This is a genomic window from Vibrio sp. 10N.222.47.A9 (assembly GCF_963872585.1).
Lineage (GTDB): Bacteria > Pseudomonadota > Gammaproteobacteria > Enterobacterales > Vibrionaceae > Vibrio > Vibrio splendidus.
This window is the reverse complement of record NZ_CAWNBB010000013.1, coordinates 248,699-272,364: the sequence shown is the minus strand read 5'-3', so window position 1 is coordinate 272,364 and position 23,666 is coordinate 248,699. Positions and strand designations below refer to the sequence as shown.

At 44.1% G+C, this 23,666-nt stretch carries 22 protein-coding genes and 1 pseudogene; 10 read left to right on the top strand and 13 right to left on the bottom strand.

The window, feature by feature from the left end; translation table 11 throughout:
• From AACT19_RS02825 to AACT19_RS02810, 4 genes and pseudogenes are all read right to left on the bottom strand, one after another.
• Positions 1–356 (bottom strand): annotated as a pseudogene (locus AACT19_RS02825) (DNA mismatch repair protein); the annotation flags it as partial.
• An 8-nt stretch (positions 357–364) separates the two neighbouring features.
• Complete coding sequence (locus AACT19_RS02820) at positions 365–751, bottom strand: MAPEG family protein (protein WP_004732742.1); 387 nt, start codon at positions 749–751, stop codon at positions 365–367.
• Positions 752–1,394: 643 nt separating this feature from the next.
• Complete coding sequence (locus AACT19_RS02815; RefSeq protein ID WP_004737023.1) at positions 1,395–1,862, bottom strand: YjiG family protein; 468 nt, start codon at positions 1,860–1,862, stop codon at positions 1,395–1,397.
• Entirely contained in the window at positions 1,862–2,599 is a 738-nt protein-coding gene (locus AACT19_RS02810; RefSeq protein ID WP_017077048.1) for a nucleoside recognition domain-containing protein, read from the bottom strand. The genes AACT19_RS02815 and AACT19_RS02810 overlap by 1 nt, the downstream gene beginning before the upstream one ends.
• 525 nt (positions 2,600–3,124) lie before the next feature.
• Here AACT19_RS02810 and AACT19_RS02805 point away from each other — a divergent pair.
• Positions 3,125–3,304, top strand: a complete 180-nt coding sequence (locus AACT19_RS02805; protein ID WP_131825217.1) for a hypothetical protein — start codon at positions 3,125–3,127, stop codon at positions 3,302–3,304.
• A gap of 298 nt (positions 3,305–3,602) precedes the next feature.
• Positions 3,603–5,042, top strand: coding sequence for a sodium:proton antiporter NhaD (gene nhaD / locus AACT19_RS02800; RefSeq protein ID WP_065607865.1), 1,440 nt, complete (start codon positions 3,603–3,605; stop codon positions 5,040–5,042).
• Positions 5,043–5,056: 14 nt separating this feature from the next.
• Here the strand turns inward: nhaD and AACT19_RS02795 are convergent, their stop codons facing one another.
• The 3 genes from AACT19_RS02795 to AACT19_RS02785 form a co-directional block, all read right to left on the bottom strand.
• The gene (locus AACT19_RS02795; RefSeq protein ID WP_076645087.1) at positions 5,057–5,443 is read right to left on the bottom strand and encodes a hypothetical protein; all 387 of its coding nucleotides are present in this window, start codon (positions 5,441–5,443) and stop codon (positions 5,057–5,059) included.
• A gap of 158 nt (positions 5,444–5,601) precedes the next feature.
• Positions 5,602–6,084 (bottom strand): methylated-DNA--[protein]-cysteine S-methyltransferase, encoded by a 483-nt coding sequence (locus tag AACT19_RS02790; RefSeq protein ID WP_076645085.1) that lies wholly within the window; start codon positions 6,082–6,084, stop codon positions 5,602–5,604.
• A 64-nt stretch (positions 6,085–6,148) separates the two neighbouring features.
• Complete coding sequence (locus AACT19_RS02785) at positions 6,149–7,525, bottom strand: AlkA N-terminal domain-containing protein (RefSeq protein ID WP_076645083.1); 1,377 nt, start codon at positions 7,523–7,525, stop codon at positions 6,149–6,151.
• Positions 7,526–7,761: 236 nt separating this feature from the next.
• On the opposite strand from AACT19_RS02785, the gene AACT19_RS02780 reads away from it, so the two are divergent.
• The gene (locus AACT19_RS02780; protein WP_004732734.1) at positions 7,762–7,965 is read left to right on the top strand and encodes a hypothetical protein; all 204 of its coding nucleotides are present in this window, start codon (positions 7,762–7,764) and stop codon (positions 7,963–7,965) included.
• A 212-nt stretch (positions 7,966–8,177) separates the two neighbouring features.
• Here the strand turns inward: AACT19_RS02780 and AACT19_RS02775 are convergent, their stop codons facing one another.
• Positions 8,178–9,068 carry a LysR family transcriptional regulator gene (locus tag AACT19_RS02775; protein ID WP_004732733.1) on the bottom strand — a complete coding sequence of 297 codons (891 nt, stop codon included), beginning with the start codon at positions 9,066–9,068 and terminating at the stop codon, positions 8,178–8,180.
• 156 nt (positions 9,069–9,224) lie between these two features.
• Here AACT19_RS02775 and AACT19_RS02770 point away from each other — a divergent pair, with 156 nt between their 5' ends.
• Both AACT19_RS02770 and nagB read left to right on the top strand, forming a co-directional pair.
• On the top strand, positions 9,225–9,578 hold the full coding sequence (locus AACT19_RS02770) for a DUF413 domain-containing protein (RefSeq protein WP_009846107.1): 354 nt from the start codon (positions 9,225–9,227) through the stop codon (positions 9,576–9,578).
• Positions 9,579–10,146: 568 nt separating this feature from the next.
• The gene (gene nagB / locus AACT19_RS02765) at positions 10,147–10,947 is read left to right on the top strand and encodes a glucosamine-6-phosphate deaminase (protein ID WP_004732731.1); all 801 of its coding nucleotides are present in this window, start codon (positions 10,147–10,149) and stop codon (positions 10,945–10,947) included.
• Positions 10,948–11,206: 259 nt separating this feature from the next.
• Here the strand turns inward: nagB and AACT19_RS02760 are convergent, their stop codons facing one another.
• From AACT19_RS02760 to AACT19_RS02750, 3 genes are all read right to left on the bottom strand, one after another.
• A complete protein-coding gene (locus AACT19_RS02760; protein ID WP_207551950.1) occupies positions 11,207–11,743 on the bottom strand; it encodes an MltR family transcriptional regulator in 537 nt (178 codons plus the stop codon).
• 50 nt (positions 11,744–11,793) lie between these two features.
• Positions 11,794–12,942 (bottom strand): mannitol-1-phosphate 5-dehydrogenase, encoded by a 1,149-nt coding sequence (locus AACT19_RS02755; protein WP_017077054.1) that lies wholly within the window; start codon positions 12,940–12,942, stop codon positions 11,794–11,796.
• A gap of 182 nt (positions 12,943–13,124) precedes the next feature.
• The gene (locus tag AACT19_RS02750) at positions 13,125–15,017 is read right to left on the bottom strand and encodes a PTS mannitol transporter subunit IICBA (RefSeq protein ID WP_076645079.1); all 1,893 of its coding nucleotides are present in this window, start codon (positions 15,015–15,017) and stop codon (positions 13,125–13,127) included.
• A gap of 570 nt (positions 15,018–15,587) precedes the next feature.
• On the opposite strand from AACT19_RS02750, the gene AACT19_RS02745 reads away from it, so the two are divergent.
• The 4 genes from AACT19_RS02745 to norW all read left to right on the top strand — a co-directional run bounded on the left by AACT19_RS02745 (position 15,588) and on the right by norW (position 20,441).
• Positions 15,588–16,454, top strand: a complete 867-nt coding sequence (locus AACT19_RS02745) for a hypothetical protein (protein WP_017077056.1) — start codon at positions 15,588–15,590, stop codon at positions 16,452–16,454.
• A gap of 324 nt (positions 16,455–16,778) precedes the next feature.
• Complete coding sequence (locus AACT19_RS02740) at positions 16,779–17,435, top strand: NAD(P)H-dependent oxidoreductase (protein WP_004732726.1); 657 nt, start codon at positions 16,779–16,781, stop codon at positions 17,433–17,435.
• A 329-nt stretch (positions 17,436–17,764) separates the two neighbouring features.
• Positions 17,765–19,270 (top strand): anaerobic nitric oxide reductase flavorubredoxin, encoded by a 1,506-nt coding sequence (norV, locus tag AACT19_RS02735; RefSeq protein ID WP_076645076.1) that lies wholly within the window; start codon positions 17,765–17,767, stop codon positions 19,268–19,270.
• Position 19,271: 1 nt separating this feature from the next.
• Positions 19,272–20,441, top strand: coding sequence for an NADH:flavorubredoxin reductase NorW (gene norW, locus AACT19_RS02730; RefSeq protein WP_076645074.1), 1,170 nt, complete (start codon positions 19,272–19,274; stop codon positions 20,439–20,441).
• Between the two features lie 99 nt (positions 20,442–20,540).
• On the opposite strand, the gene gltS is transcribed toward norW, so the two are convergent.
• Both gltS and AACT19_RS02720 read right to left on the bottom strand, forming a co-directional pair.
• Positions 20,541–21,767, bottom strand: coding sequence for a sodium/glutamate symporter (gene gltS, locus AACT19_RS02725; RefSeq protein ID WP_004732723.1), 1,227 nt, complete (start codon positions 21,765–21,767; stop codon positions 20,541–20,543).
• A 316-nt stretch (positions 21,768–22,083) separates the two neighbouring features.
• The gene (locus AACT19_RS02720) at positions 22,084–22,440 is read right to left on the bottom strand and encodes a YibL family ribosome-associated protein (protein WP_004732722.1); all 357 of its coding nucleotides are present in this window, start codon (positions 22,438–22,440) and stop codon (positions 22,084–22,086) included.
• A 383-nt stretch (positions 22,441–22,823) separates the two neighbouring features.
• Between AACT19_RS02720 and AACT19_RS02715 the strand changes: the two genes are divergently transcribed.
• Positions 22,824–23,621, top strand: a complete 798-nt coding sequence (locus tag AACT19_RS02715) for a DUF4344 domain-containing metallopeptidase (RefSeq protein ID WP_076645072.1) — start codon at positions 22,824–22,826, stop codon at positions 23,619–23,621.
• Positions 23,622–23,666 lie beyond the last annotated feature (45 nt).

Here is a 23,666-nt window from a genome sequence, read left to right as displayed (position 1 = left end):
ATTAATGGAATTGGTATAAGCTTAGGTAAATTAGCCAACGAGATGGCCGGCACCTCGTCACTCACCCAACTCCGAAGTTGGCCGCGAAGCGCTTCATCAAGAACAGTGGCAGGTTGAGCGATTTCTGGGGATAGCTTATCAAGGTGAATCAGAATCGCTTCACGCTTACGCTCTAAGGTTTCGATCGTATTCCAGGACAGTTGTATAGAGTACACATTGCCGTATTTACGATCGTTGTATTCCGATTTCTCCGCTTCAATTTTGTCCAACACCAAGCTCGACATGACAATCGCCATGATGTTGAGTATTAGCCCTGCAAGGACAATCGCCCAAGCAGGAGGAAGGCGCAATGCCATACTGCTCCCTAGAACATTTTATCAAAAGGTAGGTAAGCTAAGTTTAGGACAATCAAAGAGATCATGCAGATAAGCGTTAACACCATACCCACTTTTCTGCCTTTGAAGTTCTTCGCTAAGATCCCTTTAGCGTGAATCACTCGCCCCAGAATAAACGCCACACCAATGACATGAATAAGCCACACACCAGCCCCATTCATCTCTAGCAACCCCATCAAAATCACCGTGATTGGGATGTAATCCATCGCGTTACTTTGTGCCGAACGTGCTATCTGTAACGACTCAACACCGCCATCGGCATGAGCAACAAGATTGATTCGTCTTTGCTTAATAACTTCAATCGCCAACCAAATCATTACTACCGTCAGCAGAGCTGCGTAAAGTGCTGTAACCATCATATTTCCCTATTGTTTTGTCTTAATTCAGTGTTCTTTTCTATCTTTTCGACATTAACCGCCAAGATAAAATGATAATCACGCCCGAGCACTTGTAAGAGATCTCTCACACCGAACGTAAGAGATCACAATCAAGCTTCGCAGAAAATTCCTAAAATACAAACCCAACCCCTTGTTTTGTATGAATCCACGCATATTTCTTTCGGTTAGTGAGTACATTTATTTCTTGAGGTGGATTGTGAGTAAAGCCTCTGCAGTGTTTAATACACATGTCGACAGGGAGTTGGCAGGAACAGGAAAAAGCCTAACGGATTAGGTATCTTCAGGATGAAGATTTGATGGCTTAGGATGAGTTATCAGCAAGGAAGTTTTGCTCTAGGATAGAGTCGCTTGTCAGGATGATGAGTTAGCAAGGACACCGCTAGGAAGGCGATGAATTGGATAGGTTAAAGGATTTAGCCACGTCAAGGAACGATGCAGGGAGCACCAGTTACCTATTGAAAGATAAGTAACGCGCAGTAGCAGGATGGCTACGAAAAGAATAGACCCCGTTTGGTGAAAGCCAAACGGGGTTTCCTTTTTTGTAACGTCTAAAAGCTGTTAGCAGCTAACCGTTAATAGTAGCTAACCGTTAATAGTCACGTTACAAAATAATGTTCATCAAGAACATTGCACCAAAGGCATTCAATACCGAAATCGCGATCATCACCGGGATATAACGACCTTCAGTACCAATTGGTCCCATAATACGACCCATGTATTGCACCTGAGAGCCCATCAAGTAGATAGCTGGCGCCAAGATAGCGATATGGTTGCCGTTCAGAATGCCTTGGTCAAACAGCGTGATAACCACACCCACAGCGCCACCCATCGACATCCAAGCGCCAATCAATACTGCTGCCGCTTCACCAGGTAAACCAAATACCGCCATGATTGGAGCAAATACACTGCCCATCAAATCCAGCGCACCGGTGATCTGCAATGCCTTGATAATCACAAATGCCATCAGAACATTCGGTACCGTAGAGGTAGTCGCAATAACCCAGCCTTTCTTAGCACCTTCAACGAAAATATCAGTAACCATTGGTTTCTTTGCTTTAACTTCGCTCATTATGCTACTTCCTCTGCCAGTTTTTGTTCTTTGTCTGATTTTGGTTTGTCTTCTTTGCCTTCAGTAATGTTGAGGTAAATACGAAACAGGTTCGCACCGACAAACTTGAAGATGAACATCACAGCCACAGCCAAACCAATTGATGATGTCACCGCCAATGAACCATCCATCGCCGTTAGAGTGAACAGCACCGCACCTGAAGAGAAAAAGTTAACGATCGCCGCACCCGCCGTAAACTGGAACATGGTGAAGACATCGGTTTCACGCTTAGTCAAATGCCCTTCGTCTTTCAGCTGCCTCGTCATCGCTGCACCCGCATCGGTACTTTGCAAAGAAGCAATCAGTGCCAAGCCTGAGTTACCCGGAATACCCATTAGAGGGCGAAGCAGAGGTGTCAGTAGTTTACGAGCCGCGTCCAGTGCACCGTAGTGCTCAAGTACGTTGATCATACCCAGTGCAAACATCACGGTCGGAATAAGTGTCAAAGCAAAAATGAAACCGTCGCGAGCACCACTACCGCCTTTACCGCGCAATGACGTCGTTGCCGCTTGTATACCATCAGCCGTCTCACTGACATCGTAAGCGACCTTACCAAATGAACCGTTGAGCGTTGTAAAATCGAGCACTCCATACCATTCATTGGACTGCATTAAGCCTGAAAAGAACACAATCGCGAATGCGAGTGCGATATAGCTGCCGATCGTGACTTTACGATCGGTTTTAGTTGGATTAGTCATAAGGACCTCTATACATCTCGTTTATGTGGAACAGAACACGTATAGATAGTGCAAACTAATGAGCAATAGGTTAATGACCAAAATCAAATAGCGTATCGGTTTGAACAAAAGAACCACAGCAACATATAAAACTGTGATTTAGATTTAAAAGCAGAGGTATACGCTAAAATAATTAGAATATTTCACATACAAAACTAAACAAAATTCGCTTCAACAGCGCAACCAAAAACGCACACACTCACCACACAAGTAAGGTTTCAAATGATAGGTTTTTACCTAGTCTGATCTCTGATAATGATGTAAGTGATCTCTTACATGTTTTTTTGTTCAATTTTAATTCGATTATAATACAGCGGCTTAAATCGTGGTTACGCTTCAAAAATGCAATCGTTTACCTATTATTGGTTGAGTTTTGAACCATGGCTAAACCGTGAGCCATTTTATAAAGAATTTGAGCTTAATTCGAAATTTCAGCCCTTAGAGGTGCTATAGACTTCGCGCTGCCAATATCGAAGGAGAACGGTGGTGATGATGATGGAAATGAGAACGCTTAAATATCAAGTAATGGGCAAAGGCATGTGGATCACTGCAACGGTATCTCGCGCAGTAGCGGACAAACTTGCGCTGGAATATCAATCCTACGGCTGGCCTGTTGAAGTATGTGCCGCAGAACAAACACTGACGTTTGATCTCAATGCTGCATAATATTGGCAATGGCGAATAAGCTCAATCGGTACTAAACCCGGTAGGGCTTTTTCCCTAACCTCTATTTTCTCTATAATTTCTATTTCCCTATAATTGACGGCTCCTATGGTCGACCGTTTTCCTATGAACGACGGGGGTCCTATGATCAACGGCTTTCACTGTCACCTCACGTTTTCACCCAATCTACTGTTTTCTATATAATCTATTGAATTATTAAGATATCTATCACACTGCACATGGTTATTTAGGTCTACGCTTTTACCCGTGTTAATAACTTATTAACTTCGGAGCGTAATCCATGCTAGGTATCCAGCTTTCAGTTGTTCTCTCTTTCTTGTTTTTTTCTACTGTGGCGGGCGCTGCTACTGCTCAGTTGGGAGAACCGCTCAAGCTCACCAATTCATTTGTTGGCTACCTATCGCTGACCATTTTCGTTGTCGCTTACATAGTTGTGATGATGGAAGAATACCTAAAGCTCCGAAAATCCAAGCCGGTTTTACTTGCTGCTGGTCTCATCTGGATCATCATTGGCTTCACCTACCAAGAACACAACCTCACTGAGGTAGCGAAACAAGCGCTCGAACACAACCTGCTGGAATATGCCGAGCTATTACTCTTTCTACTCGTCGCCATGACATACATTAGCGCCATGGAAGAGAGAAGACTGTTTGATGCGCTGCAAGCGTGGATGGTAGGCAAAGGCTTCAATTTCCGCTCTCTGTTCTGGATAACCGGTATTCTGGCCTTCTTTATCTCACCTATTGCCGACAACCTCACGACAGCTCTATTGATGTGTGCCGTTGTTCTCAAGGTTGCAGGCTCTAACCCTAAATTCGTTAACCTCGCTTGTGTGAATATCGTGATAGCCGCCAATGCTGGCGGCGCGTTCAGTCCATTCGGTGACATCACAACGCTAATGGTGTGGCAGGCTGGTTATGTGAGTTTTAGTGAGTTCATTCCTTTGTTTATCCCTTCGGTGATGAATTACCTCGTCCCTGCGTTGATCATGTCTTATTTTGTACCCACGACTCAGCCCGACACGGTTCATCAACACGTTGAATTAAAACGTGGTGCAAGACGAATCGTATTCTTGTTCATCATGACAATAGCGACCGCGGTTGCTTTCCATGCCGTACTCCACTTCCCTCCTGTGATGGGGATGATGATGGGACTCGCCTACCTGCAGTTCTTTGGTTATTACTTACGTAAGACTTTACCCAACTCACTCGCGAAGAAAAAAGCGGTGGCGATCGCCAATAACGATGAAGGCGCCCTGAAACGACTCGGTTCTGTTGTGCCATTCGATGTATTTCGAAGAGTTTCGCATGCCGAATGGGACACGTTGCTGTTCTTCTACGGCGTCGTAATGTGTGTCGGTGGCTTGAGTTTACTTGGATACTTGGAATTAGCCTCGGGCGTGATGTATAGCCAATGGGATCCAATTTGGGCCAACGTCATGGTGGGAATCTTATCGGCTATTGTCGATAACATTCCGGTGATGTTTGCCGTGTTATCCATGGAACCCCAAATGTCGATGGGCAACTGGCTACTGATCACCTTAACCGCAGGTGTCGGTGGTAGCTTGTTATCTATAGGCAGTGCAGCAGGTGTGGCGTTGATGGGGGCAGCGCATGGAAAATACACCTTCTTTGGCCACTTAAAATGGATGCCAGTGATCATGATTGGCTATGCCGTCAGTATCGCCGCTCACCTATGGCTGAATGGCGATCTTTTCTAATTCGGAGATCTTTTCTAATTCGAACTGTCTTTCAAAGGCTTCTCCACAAGTGTCCAGACGTTACTCAATTGTATCGCTGGACATTGGTTGCAAGTTAGCATCTCGCCCTGTTGTTGAATGCGCATCACTAGTCTAGAGTCAGTTCGACTGCTTCCAGAATTGAACTCAATGGTGATCAAGTCATCATCAACACGATAGGTTCGAGTCACGGACTTATCCGTTGTTTGATAAGTCACTTGCCCGGATTCAAAAAGTAGATAACTGTCATTATCTACGTTCTCATACATACCTTTGAACAGAGCAAGCTGTGGAAGCTCGAAAGGTCGACTGGTATCAGTTAAACAACCCGTCAGCAATAGTGCGCTACTGCAGCAGAGTATAAGTAAATGATGGCTATTCATTTGGGCATCCTTGCCTAGAGAGCATGGTTAAAGGATATGCAACCAAATAAGTATTTTCCAGAAAGCGGCAGTTTTATTGCAAAGTCACACTTTAAGAACCCTTAACGTTCACCAATAATTGATACACAATTTTCAACAAACATTCCGAAAAAGACTCTTTAATCTTCTTCTCTTCCCTCAATAACCAATAAGCGCTGTTTACGTTCTACACCACCCGCATACCCGGTCAGCTTGCCATTTTTACCAATCACACGGTGACACGGCACAATCACTGACACCGGATTTTTTCCATTCGCTAAACCCACGGCTCGCACCGCTTTGGGGTTACCAATCGCATCAGCCAGTTGTGCATAGCTCCATGTTTCTCCATAAGGAATAGTCATGAGCGCTTGCCAAACCGATTGCTGAAATGGCGTGCCCTTTGCGGCGATCGGCACAGAAAACTGGATTGATTCACCAGCAAAATAACGATTGAGCTGGTCGGCGACCAATTCAAAGATCGGAAAGCCATCATCTTGAACGCCTAACTGTTCTGGCTTGGTGGTGTATGTTTCAAACCAAAGGCCGAGCAGTCCTTCATCGTTCGCCTGTAAAGTCACGGTTCCCAATGGGCTCTCATAATAAGTAAATCGGTTAGCCATAATATCTCCTAGCCTGCTACTGCATGTGTTTGTGGGTTGCAGATGTTTGTGGGTGCTCTTTCTATTAAGACTGATTCCAACAATGGAACGTGGCGTAACTTCCCCAAGGCGAAACACTCTCTGTATTGATGGCTGGGCAATGCTCAATGAACTTCTTCACCACCAGGTCGCCAACCAACAGATGATTAGGTTCACTTAACCCGCGAAGTAGCGCGTATTGAATCGTCCAAGGCCCAATGCCCTTTAGCTCAATCCACTTAGAAGGATGTTCGGCTTCATTGTCGACCATGTATTCGGCAAAGCGCTTTAAGGTCTCTTTGCGGCTTCCCGGCATTCTTAAGAAGCTGACATCAGCCTCCGCTATCTTTTTAGGTGTTGGGAAATAGACCTTCTCATGTGCATCAGAAAGTTCTTTGACCAACAAGTTAAGCTGCCCAATCGCCGCGGTTACCGAAACTTGCTGCCCGAGAATCGCTCTTACTCCGGCTTCCCAAGCACTCCACACGCCAGGAATGCGGATGCCACTCTTAGCCACTAAGTTGGGGTCAATGGTTGTAAAGAAGGCCTCAACCTTAGCAATATCAACATCAAGGTCGAACATGCGTCGAATGTTAGCAATCAAGCTTCTTAACTGGCTTATATCTTCCAACTCAAATTCAATATCTAAGCGGTTCTCTTTGGCCAAGGTGGCCTTGAACCAACCCTTTGACCCATTAACATTCACTGTGCGTTTGTAATAATCTTCGCCAACGTCCTCTACACCTTCAATCATTCTTCGTCGATAGAAACCCAGCAAATGGTTCCAGTCTAATGGGCCGTGAAAGACTAGCTGAATATGATTGCTCAGGTTTTCACTTAGCTTTGTTCGTCGGATTTGGCTTGGCGAGAGCTGAAGCTCTTTTAGAAAGGCATCATTGAAACGACGCGTGCTATTAAAACCACTCGCAAAGCCAACATCGGTAATGCTCATGCTACTGGTGTGCAGCAACTGCTTGGCAAACATCAATTGGCTATAAAGGCTATATTGCTTCGGCGACACCCCAATATAATTATCGAATAAGGTTCGTAAATAGCGGTCTGAAATGCCTAATCGAGTGGCAAGGTCGACGATTGACCCTGAGTTCAGCGCACCATGATCAATCAACTGTAAAGCACGCAAGAAAGTCGTTTCAACACCTTTCCAAGCTGGAGAAAAAGGTGCGCTGTCTGGCCGGCAACGTAAGCATGGGCGATACCCAGCCTTCAAGGCTTGAGCTTGATGAGAAAAATACTCGACATTTTCTTCTTTGGGCGGGCTTGCTGGGCAAATCGGACGACAAAAAATTCCGGTGGTTTTTACCGCCGTAAAAAACATCCCATCAAAGCGAGCGTCTCTCGCATATCGAGCCAAATGGCACTGCTCACTCGTTAACGTACTGTTGTGATGAATATTTCTCGACATGCTGTGCTCTTCCCATTTGCCATAACTTTTACTCCGATACCTAAAAGTTTACCGTGAACTGTCATTGTCGCTAGCCACTTTCGGAACTGAAGGTTAGATAAATCACAAAAAAGGGTTTTCTTTTTACGCAATTCGACTAAATTTAACCTTGAGAAGAAACTCTTCTCACAACGTCAACGATAGGTACTTAGCACACTAAGATGCAGAGACCTGTCGAATATAAAAAGGAAAAGGCTATGGTTCTTCACACGTGTCGTATTGTTTTATCAAACCAACAGGTTCTCACCAGTCAATCAGTAGAGCAGTCTCTCAGCTTTCTTGAAGACGAAGCGAGTAAGGGGATTTCTAAAATTGAGATTGACGCAACGGATGGCAATCAAATCCATTCATACCTGTCACACTCTCTTGAAGAGTCTATTGAGAATCTAATGAATCTCTAGAATTTTCGAAGAATAGTGCTTTGAAGTGATAGGGCTTTTAAAAGGTTACGCATACCAGGCTTAAACGGTTTTATCCGAGTTAGGGTTATCTCTGATTTGGAAAAGAAAATCATCTCTGGTTTAAAACGAAAATGGCTCCCAACTATATAACTAGTTAGGAGCCATTTTTTATTGAATCTAATCAACAAAGCCGTTGCTTACCGCGAATGCCGTTACTCTGGTGCTTGTTCAGCGGCTTGTTGCAACGTATAAGCGGTCGATGGATCAATCTCGTTAACCAGCTTCTCGACCTGCATGATCGCATCAACCGAGGTGCTGCTTTTGCGGTAGCTGAGATAAATTGGGCGATACCAATCTTCTACCCCTTTCACCTTATGCAGCTGACCCGAATCGATAAAAGGTTCAACCATAGAAACAGGTAAATACGCACTGCCACCTTTCTCTAAAATGAAATCGAGGGCAATACGAGCCGTAGAGGTACGTAAATACGGAGCTGGAACTTTTGGGTGACGTTCTGCGTGTTCTGAACCGAAGCGCGTTCCCCAGTCGACATACACATACTTATGTTGGAACACAGATTCCAGATCATCTTGCTGCGTTGATACCAACACCAAAACCAAATCAGCGACTTTTTTACAGTTTAGCTCTTCCGCTTTAATCTGATCGAAGGCGAAAGCCATATCTAAGGTTCGCTCTAGCAAATTACGGTTCAGTTGCTCGCGCCCCATCACCTCAGCCATAAAGCCATAACCACCAAACGAATCGGTCACTACGCTTAAACAGTTTTGCAGATACGCATCCCAAATATTCGGAGTGCCACCTAGTGTTAACTGCAAGGCTTTTCCACTCTCTAACGACAGCTCAAACTTGGCTTGTTGTAAGGTGGATACCATCACTTCAGCATAACCAATCAAACGCTCACCGGAAGAGGTAAGCTTGATGTTATTGCGGTCACGAATGAAGAGCTGAGTATCAAAATAGCCTTCAAGCTGTTTGATCCGCGCACTCACCGCTGCTTGTGTTAAATACAAGTTTTCAGCTGCGCGCCCAAAGTGGCGCACCCTTGCAACCTCAAGAAAGGTTCTAAATACTTTCACATCCATCAAAAATACATCTCTGTAATAAATCTGCTAACTAGCCGATCTAGGATTGTTTATCGTAAAGGCAAAAACGTTTTGTTTCCTATTTTAGCCTTTTAACAATATTTTCGCGTGAGCAATAAACACTAATTTCTATCTAACCACATTACTGAGGCTGATATGTCTGAGACCGAATTCCGACACGGAAAAAAACGTTTTTATGACACCATTAAATTCCCACGAGGGTTCGCTAAGTCAGGTGATTTTACTCTTTCAGAAGAAGAAATCCTAACCTTGTTTGGTGACACTATGCTTGCACTTGAGACTGGTGAACTAACACCGACCAATGCTGAAGAAAGACATTTCATCAAAGTATTGGCTCACCCTCATAAGGCTAAGTCCAAGTTAGACCGTGTTTGGTTGAAGTACATTCAACTGGCTCGTGGACGCCGTCGCTTTCATACCCTAAACGGCTGCAAACGCGGAGAAGTGCCTAGGGAAGAATACGAAAGAGAGTTAGTGTTAGAAGATTAGTAAAACGGCTCAAAGTGATACCTAATCACTTTGGGCTTTTTTTCATAGCTTATTAGCAGCAACTTTAAAAAAACACGCATCTTCTTCGTAATTAGTAAGTTTAGCCAACCTGTCCAGTTTTACCAATATTTATAGAAAATTCATAGTGATAGCTTTGAATAATCACTATTCTTAAATATACCCATGCTCATTCACGCCTGTCGGTGATACTTCCTCACTTTTTCTCCTCTTTTTTGCACGGCAGTACCACATAAGCATCACTCTTTGACCATACGTCCACTGCACTCCTGACCAACCATCCACTCATCCACTCATCCACTCAACAAAGCTTGTTGGCCTTTCAGACCCTGAATCAAACCCACCGGACGATATATGACAAACGTATTAATCTTGTTTAACGCTACCAAATATCCATACAATAACTGTGCAAATTTGAGAGTTCTAGTCACAGATACGACGAAAAAAGCAAAAACTTGACCTAAAACAATAGCGGAATTTGATAACTTATTTTATAATGCGAATTAATGTTTCAGAACACTATAAAATTTTATTTCTAGGGGCAAAATCAATGAGACTTATTCCATTAAGCAACAAAGCTAAAGTAGGTAAATGGGCTGCTCGTCACATCGCAGATTCTATCAACAAATTCGCTCCTACTGCTGAGCGTCCATTTGTACTAGGTCTTCCTACTGGTAGCACACCTCTAACTACTTACGCTGCGCTAATTGAGCTACACAAAGCTGGCGAAGTAAGCTTCAAGCACGTTGTAACATTCAACATGGATGAGTACGTTGGTATCGACCCTAACCACCCAGAGTCTTACCGCACATTCATGCACGAGAACTTTTTCAACCACGTTGATATCCAAGCAGAAAACATCAACCTGCTAGACGGCAAGGCTGAAGACATCGATGCTCACTGTGCAGCATACGAAGAGAAAATCCGTTCATACGGCAAAATCAACCTGTTCATGGGCGGCGTAGGCATCGACGGTCACATCGCATTCAATGAGCCAGGTTCTTCTCTATCTTCACGCACTCGTATCAAAACGTTGACTGAAGACACTCGTATCGCGAACTCTCGTTTCTTCGATGGCGACATCAACCAAGTTCCTAAATACGCACTAACTATCGGTGTTGCTACTCTTCTAGATTCTGAAGAAGTAATGATCCTTTCTCTAGGCCACAACAAAGCGCAAGCGCTTCAAATGGCTATCGAAGGTTCTGTAAACCACATGTGGACTGTTACCGCTCTACAGATGCACCGTAAAGCTATCATCGTTGCTGATGAGCCAGCTCAACAAGAGCTAAAAGTTAAGACTCTACGCTACTTCCAAGAGCTAGAAGCTGAGAACATCCAAGACCTATAATCGATTGTCTTGAATAAAAAGGCATTTTTAATAGAAAGAGCGTCTTGAATAGAAAAAGCCACTGAGTGTGGCTTTTTTTGTATCTGCTGCTTTTGTATTTAATGGGGAGAACTTTCGAGCATTTTAAGAGGCACAAAAACAACAAAGCGATTTCCCCAACGAGAGAAACCGCCATCATTTTAAGCTTTGGATTGAAACGAACGAACAGCTACAAGATATGTAGGATGTGAAACAAGATAAGCAGGACTGCAAACTAGAACTAAGAACTCAGTGCGTTATCTCGGCATAAGGTCGTGATAATGTCAGTGATAGCCAAAACGATCGTCGACTTCACTTTTTGATTGTGTCGACCCAAGAACATTTGAAGCATTGGGCCCGACATGGTTTCCACCATCTCCGAGTCATATTCGATAGGCATTATGCGTTGAATCGCCTTCACCTTGTTGAGCTCAAATATAACGTCGACTTCTGTGAAACTGGTATCTTCACCCTGTATTTTCGCCCACTCTTTCAAGGTAACGAAAATCTCTAAATCATCGTAGAGCTCTTTACTGATCACACCAAGCCCTAATAGCAGCTTAGCGCGGATCATAATTTCGCCCAACGGACCGCCACTGTTGAGAAGTGGTTCAACAACAAATTTAATTGCCGTGTCGTCTTTCTTGAAAATGTTTTTTAATACGGCATCTACCGTGTCGTCCAATGCATCGTAAGCCGCCATTAGACAGGCGCTAGCGCTCTCAGCTTCAGATAGGGCTTCGAGTAATTCAGTTTCGTGGCTAGTTTGTATTGGCATAACGGCTCGACAATAAGAAAGTGCCACTGGTGTGGCACTTTGATGGTTTATCATTTCAATGCTAGATAAGCTTCTTCCGCTAGTTTAACAACTTCTGAGTCACTATTCAGCTCAGAATAATGCGCTAATGTCTCAGCAAACCCTTTTTCTGCGAACATTGCTTGAAGTTCAACCGCTTGTGGGTCGTCTTCATTCTTGTAATGGAACGCAGCTGCGATTGCTTTTACTAAGTGAACATTCGGTAGGCCGTACTCTAATGTGCCATTCAGAGGCTTAACTAGGCGGTCTTGTGGGCTCAGTTTACGAATTGGCTGACGACCAACACGGTCTACTTCATCACGCAGGAACGGGTTAGCAAAACGACCAAGAATCTTTTGGATGTAGGCAGCGTGAGCTTCTGGATCAAAGCCGTAACGCTTAATCAGAACCGCACCACTCTCTTCCATCGTTGCTGTTACTTCAGCTCGGATTACGTCATCTTCGATAGAGTCTTTGATTGTCTCATGACCCGCAAGTACACCAAGGTATGCCGTTACCAAGTGACCCGTATTTAGCGTGAACAATTTACGCTCAACGAAAGCCATTAGGTTGTCAGTGCATTCCATACCTGGGATGTTTGGAATCTCACCCTTAAATTGTGTTTGATCTACGATCCACTCGCTGAACGTTTCAACGGTTACGGCTAGAGGGTCCGTTTCGCCCGCTTCTGCCGGCGGCACAATACGGTCGACCGCTGAATCAACAAAGCCAATGTGCTCTTCAGTGAAGGCTTTCATTTCATCAGAAAGGTGCTCTAACACTGCTGCTTTTAATTGGCTAGTACCGCGAACCATGTTCTCTGCCGCGATAATGTTCATTGGTGCCGTGTTGTTTGCTGCTGCACGCTTTTCAATGCCTTGAGCGATAGATTTAGAGATGATTTTAAGAACAGTAGGGCCAACGGCTGTCGTCACAAGATCAGACTCAGCGATGCAATCTACTACAGCGCTTGTCGCTGAGTTTACTGCTGTCACGTTCTTAACCACTTCTACAACACACTCTTCGCCAACAATCTTAACTGGGTATTCTTGGCGTTCAATTAACGCATTTACAACCGTTTCATTTACGTCAGCAAACGTAACCTTCATACCTGCATCAGAAAGAAGCTTACCAATGAAACCACGACCGATATTACCTGCACCAAAATGTAACGCTTTCATAATTTTGACCTTATAAATATTTGAATCTAGATAGCTAACGGCTCAACAACATACCTTGACGATGTGCCTTAGGCATTAAGCAGTAAGCTATTCAGACTGAATCTTGTAAGAAAGATTAAGACCGAAATGAGGCCAGTAGGGGGATACTGGCCTCCTTCACTCAGGAGCTTGACTAGAGCTTTTTAGTTTCCGTTGAGAATACGTAGAACATCAGCAGGGTTTGTTGTGTTCTGTAAGCATTCCACAGCTTCTTCATCATCGAGTGAATTGGTAATAGCCATCAGCACCATGTTGTGCTCATCGCCTTGTGCGGCAATACCGATAACCATCTTCGCGATATCATCTTCATCTTCGCCCCACTGAATACCTTCAGGGTACTGACAGAAAACAATGCCGGTTTTTTGTACATATTGTTTCGCTTCGATTGTCCCGTGTGGCACAGCGATAAACTCACCTAGGTAAGTAGACACAAGCTCTTCACGAGCAAACATGCCGTCTACGTATTCCGGTGATACGTTGCCAAGTTTTACTAATTGTTCGCCAGCAAACTTGATTGCGTCTTCTTTTTGAGTCGCTTTAAGGCCAAGGAAGATGCTGTCGTCAGTGAGTGCAAGCTTGTTGCCTTCTTGTGCTGGAGCTGCAGCAGGCGCCGGAGCTTCTACTTTCGCTTCACCACTTTGAGCATCGACAAGCTCAGCAACTAGTTGGTCGTATACGCCGCCGTCTAGGAAGTTGCTTAGAGACATATGCATCGCACCTGGCACAGTGCTACGAGCACGGTCTGTTAGGTCTTTATGCGTAATAACGATTTGCGAATCAGCCGGTAGGTTGTTGATTGCGTAGTTGGTCACTTCAATGTCTAGGCCAGCTGTTGCTACTTTCTTACGTAGTAGACCTGCACCCATTGCACTTGAACCCATACCCGCATCACACGCTACATAAACTGCTTTTACATCCGCTAGGTTTACGTTTGCTTCTGATGCTGCACCTTTAGAAGACGCTTTCATGTCTTTCATTTGTGCAGAAGCTTTCTCTAGTGAATCTTCCTCATCATCTTGCGCTGATGTTTTAAGAAGGATTGACGCTACAACAAACGATACTGCCGTTGCTGCGATAACCGATAGAATCACGCCGATGTAAGAGCCTTTTGGCGTCATCAGTAAGACTGCGAAGATAGAACCTGGAGATGCTGGAGAGATAAGGCCAGAATCGAACACTACGTTAGTGAATACACCCGCCATACCACCTGCGATTACCGCAAGAATTAGACGTGGGTTCATTAGAACGTAAGGGAAGTAAATTTCGTGGATACCACCTAGGAAGTGGATGATAGATGCACCAGCAGCAGATTGCTTCGCGCTACCTTTACCAAACACCATGTAAGCAAGTAGAAGACCAAAACCAGGACCTGGGTTTGCTTCGATTAAGAAGAAGATTGAACGACCAATCTCTTCAGATTGCTGGATACCTAGTGGAGAGAAGATACCGTGGTTGATTGCGTTATTTAGGAATAGAATTTTCGCAGGTTCAACAAAAATAGATGCTAGAGGTAATGCACCTGCTTCTACCATTGCGTTTACGCCAGCAGCAAGTCCGCCAGATAGAATCTTAACCGCAGGACCAATCACGATGAACGCGATGATCGCACAGATCATGCCGATGATACCCGCAGAGAAGTTGTTCACTAGCATTTCGAAACCACTCTTCACTTTACCGTGAACAGCTTCATCGAATTTCTTAATTGCGATACCACCTAGTGGACCCACAATCATTGCACCCATGAACATTGGGATATCAGTACCAACGATAACACCCATTGTCGTGATGGCACCCACTACCGCACCGCGGTCACCACCAACCATTTTACCACCGGTGTAACCAATCAATAGTGGCAGTAGGTATGTAATCATAGGGCCAACCATTGATGCTAACGTTTCGTTAGGCCACCAACCGGTTGGGATGAATAGTGCAGTAATGAAACCCCACGCAATAAATGCGCCGATGTTTGGCATTACCATATTGGATAAGAAACGACCAAAGTTTTGAACCTTAATCTTTGCTTCTGGTGATAACATAGGTAGAACCCCGTAATGTATTGGTTGGTCAAATGACCGAAAGTGTGTACTCAAAAGTCGATTAAAATGTATCACAACATTTCCAAAATGCACCTTAGCCCAGCTTTCGTGACAACCATCACACACGAAAAACACTTTAGGGTTAACAAGAGCACCTTAGATCACAAAAACACCATGAATTTAAATTACAAAGCCAATTTAATGAGAATAAATATCATTAACACAAGATCTATATCACACTTTATTTTGTAATACTTAAAAATAAATAGTGATCAAAATCACACTTAATAAAATATAGCATCTAAGATCTATATAAACCGTATAAAAGAACATCGTGTCACGTATAGAAAATATGCACCCAGATGAGCAGAACCGCTAATTGTGTAATTTAATTACAAAAACAACCACATTTACCACAAAATCAAAACCAGACATGACTTTCTACTAAAAACATAGACCAGTGAGCTGCAGTTGGCATTAGTAGATGTGATATGGTATTCACCAGTGCTATCACATCATGTATCTCTCCAAAACCCATCAGCGGATCACTCTGCTATTTGAGAAAAGACTATGTCAGACAAAATTTCCACATCCGCACTCGCTAAACAAAAAGGCATAGAAGCTAAAACTTTATTTAGCGATCTAAAAACAGCGGGTTATATCGTGCGCTCACAAGAGCGCTGGGTTCTTACAGAACGAGGAGAAAGCTTTGGTGGGGAATATGTCGAACATAAGAAGTTCGGTGTCTTTATTGTCTGGCCAGAGAAACTGCTTATCGATTTGGATTCATTCTCAGGAAACACATTGACCGCCACTCAGCTCGGCGGTGCCTTTCAACTCAGCGCAAAGAAAATCAACTTATTGCTCAATGAACTTGGCTGGATAACAAAAGAAGACGACGGCTGGCATGTCACCTCTACAGGCTTAAAAGCCGGTGGTGAACAAAGAGAAGATAAAGCGACTCAAAACTTATTCGTGGTATGGCACGACTCACTGGTTCGCAATAAACGTTTGAAGCAGTCTGTTGTTGAATTCCTAGGGCATGATGCTGAAAGCCACTCTACTGATGTGTCATTTTCCAGTTTTCGTCAGAAATTCGAAGCGAAGCACCGAAGCTTAGATGGGCATTATGTTCGTTCAAAGGGAGAGCTGATCATCGATAACTGGCTTTATATGGCAGGAGTGGTTCATGCGTACGAGCGTCCGCTCCCGATATCAAAAGAAGTAATGAGCGATTTCTACCTGCCAAGCGGCAAGGTATACATTCAGTTCTGGGGAACAGATTCAGGCCCTATAGAAGAAGACAAACGAAATGCGACCAAGAAAATTTACCAAGAGCACGGTTTTAGCTTGATTGAACTTAACCCTGAAGATATCCCAAACCTCGACAGCGTACTTCCCTCTTTATTACGCCAATATGGAATAAAAGCGTACTAACTGGCTGATTTTCGAAAACCAACACACATCCAGATCACACTAATTAAATCATTATGGACATTACCAACCATAGTGATTTGATGTGTTCGCTATTTTTCCCAAGCCATTCTTCTATTATCTTACACCCATCGACTTGAGCTACCGCAGATACTCGATTTATGGGGGCATGTTCGATAGCCATTTAAGCGTTAGGTCTTTTAGAAATTGACGGTTCTAGCAACGATTTTGATAGAGATACTGCCTAAATGCGTTATCCGTTTATTGTTGACGTTACCGAACATAAAACCCTACAACATTTATTATTGATAGATATTAGGATTCAACATGACTCATCCAATCATTACTGATCTAAACACTCGTTATACAGCTAAAAAATACGATGCCGACAAACGCATCTCTGCGGAAGACATGGAAGTAATCAAAGAAGCACTTCGTTTATCAGCTTCTTCTATCAACTCTCAGCCTTGGAAATTCATCATCATTGAGAGTGACGCAGCAAAACAACGCTTCCACAATACTTTCGAAAACATGTTCCAGTTTAACCAACCACATGCGAAAGAAGCGTCACACACGATCCTGTTTGCTCACGATCCTAAATACACTAAAGAGAAATTCGCGAAGCGTGCTGATACAGAAGTAAGCTCTGGTCACCTACCTGCTGAAATGTACGAGCAATTCTTAGGTGCTTACGCATTCGCAGAAATGAACACAGACGAAACGGGTTTCAACGGTAACTGGACTAAGTCTCAAGTGTACATCGCACTAGGTAACACAATGCACACACTGGCTCGTCTTGGTATTGCATCAACACCGATGGAAGGCGTAGATGCCGCTATGATCGGCGAAGAGTTTGCTGACGAACTGGAAGGTCACGTTGTTGATGTAGCACTGGCTATCGGCTACCACAAAGACGGCGAAGACTACAACCACGGTAAACCAAAAGCGCGTCTAGCGCTTGATGAAGTGGTTACTACGTTATAACAGCTACTAAGCTATAACAGTCACTACGCTGTAATAGCTAAAACAAACAAATCGCACTGCTTTATTTGGCCAGACTCTCGTCTGGCCTTTTTTGTATCTGTTATTTATCCAAGCAATTACCAACCATCAAGCATCAAGCATCAAGCATCAAACATCAAACATTTAGTCATAAAGACACACTGCGTTTATTTTGATTACATAAATCACAATGTCATAAAGACACACCATAGCGATTAAAAACCAAACAAACACCATAAAAACAAATACTTAAAAACATGGCACAACTAGTGCAATGAGAGCCTTAGATATTTAAATAAGGTATTATCATTATGACTATTCACGTTAAATCAAATGTTCATTGGGTCGGCGTCCACGATTGGGAAACAGAACACTTCCACGGTAAGGAATACCACATGAACAAAGGTACCAGCTATAACTCGTATCTGATCCGTGAAGAGAAGACAGTGCTTGTCGATACTGTCGATCATCGCTTTACTGAACAATTCCTTGCAAACCTAGAGATGGAAATCGACATCAACGAGATCGACTACATCATTTGTCAGCATGCAGAAGAAGATCACTCAGGCGCCCTCTCTGCGCTACTGGCTAAAATTCCGAACACACCCGTCTACTGCACAGAAGCTGGCGTTAACTCTATTGTTGGCCATCACCATCAGCCTGATTGGAACTTCAGAACCGTCAAAACCGGTGACACTCTTGACGTCGGTAACGGAAAACAACTGATCTTTGTAGAGATGAAAATGCTGCACTGGCCAGACTCAATGGCGACTTACCTAACCGGTGATGAAATCCTGTTTAGTAACGATGCTTTCGGCCAACACTACTGCGACGAGAACCTATTCAATGACCAACTAGACCAAGTAGAGCTGCATGACCAATGTCTGCGTTACTTCTCAAACATCCTGACGCCTTTCGCGCCTTTGGTGAAAGCGAAGATAGAAGAAGTATTGAGCTTAGGTGTGCCTATCGATGTTATCGCAACCTCTCATGGCTGTATTTGGCGCGACAACGCGACGCAAATTGTTGAGCAATACTACGAGTGGTCTAAAGCCTACAAAGAAGATCGTATCACCATTGTCTACGACACCATGTCGAACAACACTCGCATGATGGCTGACGCAATCGCAAAAGGTATCCGTAAAGGCAGCCCAGAAACAGCCATCAAGGTCTTCAATATCTCTAAGCACGATAAGAATGACATCCTTGCCAATATCTTCCGTTCAAAGGGCGTGCTTGTTGGATCATCGACCATGAACAATGTGATGATGCCGCAAATCGCCGCGCTACTAGAAGAAATACACGGACTTCGCTTTGCTGGTAAAAGAGCCGCAGCATTTGGTTCTTCAGGGTGGACTGGCGGCGCGGTAAAACGTATCGACGCTCGCTTACGTGAAGCCAACTTCGAAGTGAGCGCACCTCAGCATATCCACTGGAAACCAGATACAGACGCACTTCGTCAATGTATTGATTACGGCATGACACTGGCCGAGGTTTGGCGTGTGAATCCAGACGAAGTCAGCGCACCAAAGCAAGTATCACGCAATGTTACACCGCTTGAAGCCACACCAGCACCGGCAAACACCACTGGCGAGCTCAAAGACACGACAGAGCAGGAAACAGAAGTAGCTCAAGATAAGTCAAACCACAGCGCAGATTGCACTTGCTGGCGCTGCACAGTGTGTGAATGGGTGTACGACCCACAATTGGGTGAACCCTACCAAGGCGTTGAACCAGGAACACCTTGGGCACAAGTGCCGGATGACTTCCTTTGCCCAGAATGCCATTTAGGCAAAGAAGTATTTGTGGAGAAGTAACATGTCGAACATTGTGATTGTGGGTGGTGGTTTCGCCGCCCTACAAACCATAAAGATGGTACGTAAAATTGACCAAGATATCGCGATAACCATGATCACGGCAGATGCGGGAGTTGAGTACAGTAAGCCGAATCTTTCACACGTATTCAGCCAGGCTCAAACACCACAAGCCTTAGCCGTTAATAACGCTCAGCAATTAGCAGAGCAGTACAACGTAGTCGTCAAAACCAAGGCTTTAGTCAGCGAAATCGATACCAAGCAGCAGTGTGTTCGTGTTGATGGACAAACTATCCATTATTCGAAGTTGGTATTAGCAACGGGCGCGACGCCTTTTATACCACCAGCGGAAGGGCTTAAACGCAGCGCGACCATTACGTTAAATAGTTTGGAAGAGTTCGAGAAACACAAAGCTCAGATCGATGACGCTCAACGCATCACCGTAATGGGGGGAGGCTTGATTGGGGTAGAGCTCGCATTCGACCTTCAAACTGCGGGCAAAGATGTCACGATTATCGAACCTGCAAGTTATCTGTTGAATAGCCTTGTGCCACCTTTCGTTTCGCTTGAGTTGGAAAGGGAACTGACAAAAGCGGGGGTTACCGTCGAAACCGACTCTGCGATTTGCCGAGCGACTTACCTGTCTGATGGAGTTAGGCTACAAACCACCTCTTCTCGGCTAATACGAGCAGATATCGTGATTGCCGCAGCAGGGCTAAGACCAAACGCGCAGTTAGCCACGCAAGCGGGAATAGAAGTAAACAGAGGCGTTGTGGTCGATGACACCCTGAAAACCAGTGCTAACAATGTGTATGCGATTGGTGATTGCGCTGAAATTGAAGGACGTGTAATGGCCTATTTGCAGCCAGCCATTTTGTCGGCAAACGTGTTGGCGAAGCAGCTGACTAAGGATAAAGGAGACATCAAAGTGGGCGAAGGGAAGCTCAGCTTGCCTCATATGATCACCAAGGTGAAAACACCGAGTTATCCTATTCAGCTCGCAGGGCGCGATATTCACACTGCTCAGAGCTGGGAAACTCGATTCGACCCGAAAGGTATTGTCGCTAAAGGCTTCAATGAAGATGATCAGTTGGTTGGATTCATTGTCACTGGAGAACACACCAAAGCCGCGTTCCCTCTTCTTAAAGAGCTACAAGCAAGCTCACCCGCATAAGTTCTAGAGGCGCTAATACAAAAAAAGCCAGTCAACAGACTGGCTTTCTTGTATTCATCTTAGTGCGATTAGCTCATCGCATTTAAGCACAGGCGAACATTAACCGATAAACGATATGTAACCTTGAAGGATGATCAGGTTAACGATATCGATAAAGAAGGCACCAACGATTGGCACAACCATGAAGGCTTGTGGCGACGGACCGAATCGGTTCACCAAAGAACCCATGTTCATTACCGCTGTTGGTGTTGCACCTAGGCCGAAACCACAGTGACCACCCGCCATAACCGCTGCGTCGTAGTTAGAACCCATTACTTTGAACGTCACAAAGTAAGAGAAGATACCCAACACCACAGCCTGAACCGCAAGGATAACCAAGAACGGAATCGCAAGGTCAAAGATATTCCAAAGCTTAAGGCTCATTAGCGCCATCGCTAGGAACAGTGACAATGACACCGTACCAAGAATATCGACCGTTTCACTGTCGGTTTTATGCAGCTTAGTCACTTCAAAAACATTAGTGATGAACACACCGATAAACAACGCGTAAACGAAGTCAGGAATCATCAACCAAGAAATTTCAAAAGTCGCCACCCACTCTTCTAGGTATTTCGCCCCCGAGATACAGATAAGAAGAATGAACAATACTTCAATCACCTTCTTCGCTGTTACTTTGTCTTCTTCATACTCGTTGTAAGTAACAAGTTCAGGAAAACGCTCGTGGGTTTGTGTGCCAGTGCCGTACTCAGATTCAAGCTGATTTTTATCAATCAGCTTTTGTGCTACTGGGCTACCGATAATACCACCGATAATCAAACCAAACGTCGCTGAAGCCATCGCGATTTCTAGAGTATTGGCAATGCCAAACGTGTCTGAAAAAGTTTGAGACCAAGCTGCGCCCGTGCCGTGACCACCCGAAAGCGTGATAGATCCAGCAATCAAACCCATTAAGGGTTCAAGGCCTAGTGCCGTCGCAAGTGTTACGCCTACACCGTTTTGGATAATGATGTAAACCGAAGCCACCCCTAAGAATAGGAATACCTTAGCACCACCTTTTATCAGCTGCGTGTAGTTAGCCGCAAGGCCGACCGTTGCAAAGAACATCAACATAAACGTGTTCTGCAGGGGCAAGGAAAACTCAAGATCAAGGCCGTTAAAGTGCAGGGCTGTAATAGCAAAAGCGACAATCAAGCCGCCGACAATGGGCTCTGGAATATTGTACTTTTTGAGAACCGGAAGCTTTGCATTGACGAAATGACCTAGAAACAAAACACTAATCGCGATTAGGAAGGATTCTAGTGGTCCAATTGAAATTAATTGATTCATATAACCTCTATTTTTTTACGTTCTCATCTTCCTTAATGAGTCTAGTTTTATCTGTAATTATCTGTGCTGCTCTACCTATATTTATACAAACTGGAGAGAAATTGTAGATTCGAAAAGCGAACACATTACTGCGTTCACTTAGTGCCATGTTAGTGACACGTTAACTTTTATAGGAGATAAAAGGATTTGTGACAACAATCACCTCCAAAAAGTTGATAACGGCGTGAGTATCCTTGCCGCTGACTCTGCTTTTTTAATACCTAAAAAAGCAAAAAGGAGCTATTACTAGCTCCTCTTTCATCACCATCACTGGTAATTAGAATTTTTTCGGTGCGTAACCAGTCATAACCTCAATGCGAAGCTCTTTGCCGATCTTCGTCATTGGGTGAACAATTACGAGCCCTTTTACAGACTTCTTAAGTTTACCCATATCCGCTTGCTCAGCTTTTGTAATCTCACGGCTAAATGGCATATCAACCAAAGACTTACGCTCTTGATTTACATCGAAGCTTTCTTTGTGTTTCAACTGAGCAATTTTCTTGGTTAGCTTCTTAATCTCGTCTTCAAATTGACGAACAACAGGACGATCATTACGAGTTTTAGCAGCCGCTAACTTGTTGCGACATTTGTCTAGACGGTTGTTAATTTGTTGAAGTTCGTTTTTAACACTCATAATAATTTCCTAAGATTTAACAAGCCAATTCGGATTGGGGCGCGGAGTATAGCACAAGGGTTCACTTGAACCGAAATTTATCTATCAATTACCAACAGAAACGAATCACATCAACGCTGGTCATTCAGCTCGCCAATTCTTTGTAGCCGAACCTCAAAGCGGGTCACTCATTAATCAGCGAGTGTCGACTTCAAAAATTGCTGTCCTCGATGCTTCAAAATTCAGTCTAAACTTGTAATCTAACCACCGTAATTAACTCAATTAACTTAAACGGCTTAAACAGCGTAAGGTACATAACTTGGATCGCGTAACTTGAGTTACATGACTTAGGGGGATCACCTTAACACCGAGCCTGAATCGCAGCATAATCACAAGGATAGCCGATGACATTATTGAAACGAACACTGATCTACAGCCTAGCCCTTAGCTCAGTGTTTGCCGCCACTTATGCATCTAGTGAACAAACAACCCAAAATAACCTGATCGTTGAGTTCTCTTCACCACAAAATACTGAAGAAGAGCAGCTCAAACGTGAAATTCAAAACAGTGGCGTCAATGACACTGTGATTGACCTGTCAAACCAACTCTTCATGTTTGAAAAGCCATTAACCATTCAATACGGCGGGGAAGAAGGTCCACTCTACGATCCACAAACGCATCAAGTGCTTATCCCGTATAGCTTCTACTCTGAGTCGCTTAATTACTTTGAAAAGAATCAATACGAAAAAGAGTATGGAAAGACCGCGCAAACTGGTGCTATCGATACCTTGCTTCATACTCTACTGCACGAAGCTGGGCATGCTTATATCGAAGACCAGAATATTGCCATACTGGGCAAAGAGGAAGATGCCGTTGATAACCTCGCGACAGTGCTTTTACTTAACTATGTAGAACATGGAGGTGATGCCGCAATCAGCGCAGCTGACATGTTCGCTTTCGAGTCAGAAGACCGCCCTGAGTATTACGACTTGGGTGAATACATTGATGAGCACAGCTTTGATCTACAGCGTTACTTCTCCACGTTATGCTTGGTGTATGGCAGCGATCCTGATGCCTACAATAACTTGCTCAATGAAGTGGAGAACGACTATTTGAAAGATAGGAGAGAGTTCTGTGTGGAGCACTTTGATGTCATCAATGCCAACTGGCACCGTTACCTAAAAGAGAACGACGAGAGCTAATGGTATAACTTTCTCTATTGGTCTTCTTCAATAACAAGCGGCTTA

Excerpts from the sequence above, each read along its gene's own strand:
- AACT19_RS02820 (WP_004732742.1), bottom strand. The coding sequence starts at position 751 with ATGGTTACAGCACTTTACGCAGCTCTGCTGACGGTAGTAATGATTTGG.
- AACT19_RS02815 (WP_004737023.1), bottom strand. The coding sequence starts at position 1,862 with ATGAGCGAAGTTAAAGCAAAGAAACCAATGGTTACTGATATTTTCGTT.
- AACT19_RS02810 (WP_017077048.1), bottom strand. The coding sequence starts at position 2,599 with ATGACTAATCCAACTAAAACCGATCGTAAAGTCACGATCGGCAGCTAT.
- nhaD (WP_065607865.1), top strand. The coding sequence starts at position 3,603 with ATGCTAGGTATCCAGCTTTCAGTTGTTCTCTCTTTCTTGTTTTTTTCT.
- AACT19_RS02795 (WP_076645087.1), bottom strand. The coding sequence starts at position 5,443 with ATGAATAGCCATCATTTACTTATACTCTGCTGCAGTAGCGCACTATTG.
- AACT19_RS02790 (WP_076645085.1), bottom strand. The coding sequence starts at position 6,084 with ATGGCTAACCGATTTACTTATTATGAGAGCCCATTGGGAACCGTGACT.
- AACT19_RS02785 (WP_076645083.1), bottom strand. The coding sequence starts at position 7,525 with ATGTCGAGAAATATTCATCACAACAGTACGTTAACGAGTGAGCAGTGC.
- AACT19_RS02780 (WP_004732734.1), top strand. The coding sequence starts at position 7,762 with ATGGTTCTTCACACGTGTCGTATTGTTTTATCAAACCAACAGGTTCTC.
- AACT19_RS02775 (WP_004732733.1), bottom strand. The coding sequence starts at position 9,068 with ATGGATGTGAAAGTATTTAGAACCTTTCTTGAGGTTGCAAGGGTGCGC.
- AACT19_RS02770 (WP_009846107.1), top strand. The coding sequence starts at position 9,225 with ATGTCTGAGACCGAATTCCGACACGGAAAAAAACGTTTTTATGACACC.
- nagB (WP_004732731.1), top strand. The coding sequence starts at position 10,147 with ATGAGACTTATTCCATTAAGCAACAAAGCTAAAGTAGGTAAATGGGCT.
- AACT19_RS02760 (WP_207551950.1), bottom strand. The coding sequence starts at position 11,743 with ATGCCAATACAAACTAGCCACGAAACTGAATTACTCGAAGCCCTATCT.
- AACT19_RS02755 (WP_017077054.1), bottom strand. The coding sequence starts at position 12,942 with ATGAAAGCGTTACATTTTGGTGCAGGTAATATCGGTCGTGGTTTCATT.
- AACT19_RS02750 (WP_076645079.1), bottom strand. The coding sequence starts at position 15,017 with ATGTTATCACCAGAAGCAAAGATTAAGGTTCAAAACTTTGGTCGTTTC.
- AACT19_RS02745 (WP_017077056.1), top strand. The coding sequence starts at position 15,588 with ATGTCAGACAAAATTTCCACATCCGCACTCGCTAAACAAAAAGGCATA.
- AACT19_RS02740 (WP_004732726.1), top strand. The coding sequence starts at position 16,779 with ATGACTCATCCAATCATTACTGATCTAAACACTCGTTATACAGCTAAA.
- norV (WP_076645076.1), top strand. The coding sequence starts at position 17,765 with ATGACTATTCACGTTAAATCAAATGTTCATTGGGTCGGCGTCCACGAT.
- norW (WP_076645074.1), top strand. The coding sequence starts at position 19,272 with ATGTCGAACATTGTGATTGTGGGTGGTGGTTTCGCCGCCCTACAAACC.
- gltS (WP_004732723.1), bottom strand. The coding sequence starts at position 21,767 with ATGAATCAATTAATTTCAATTGGACCACTAGAATCCTTCCTAATCGCG.
- AACT19_RS02720 (WP_004732722.1), bottom strand. The coding sequence starts at position 22,440 with ATGAGTGTTAAAAACGAACTTCAACAAATTAACAACCGTCTAGACAAA.
- AACT19_RS02715 (WP_076645072.1), top strand. The coding sequence starts at position 22,824 with ATGACATTATTGAAACGAACACTGATCTACAGCCTAGCCCTTAGCTCA.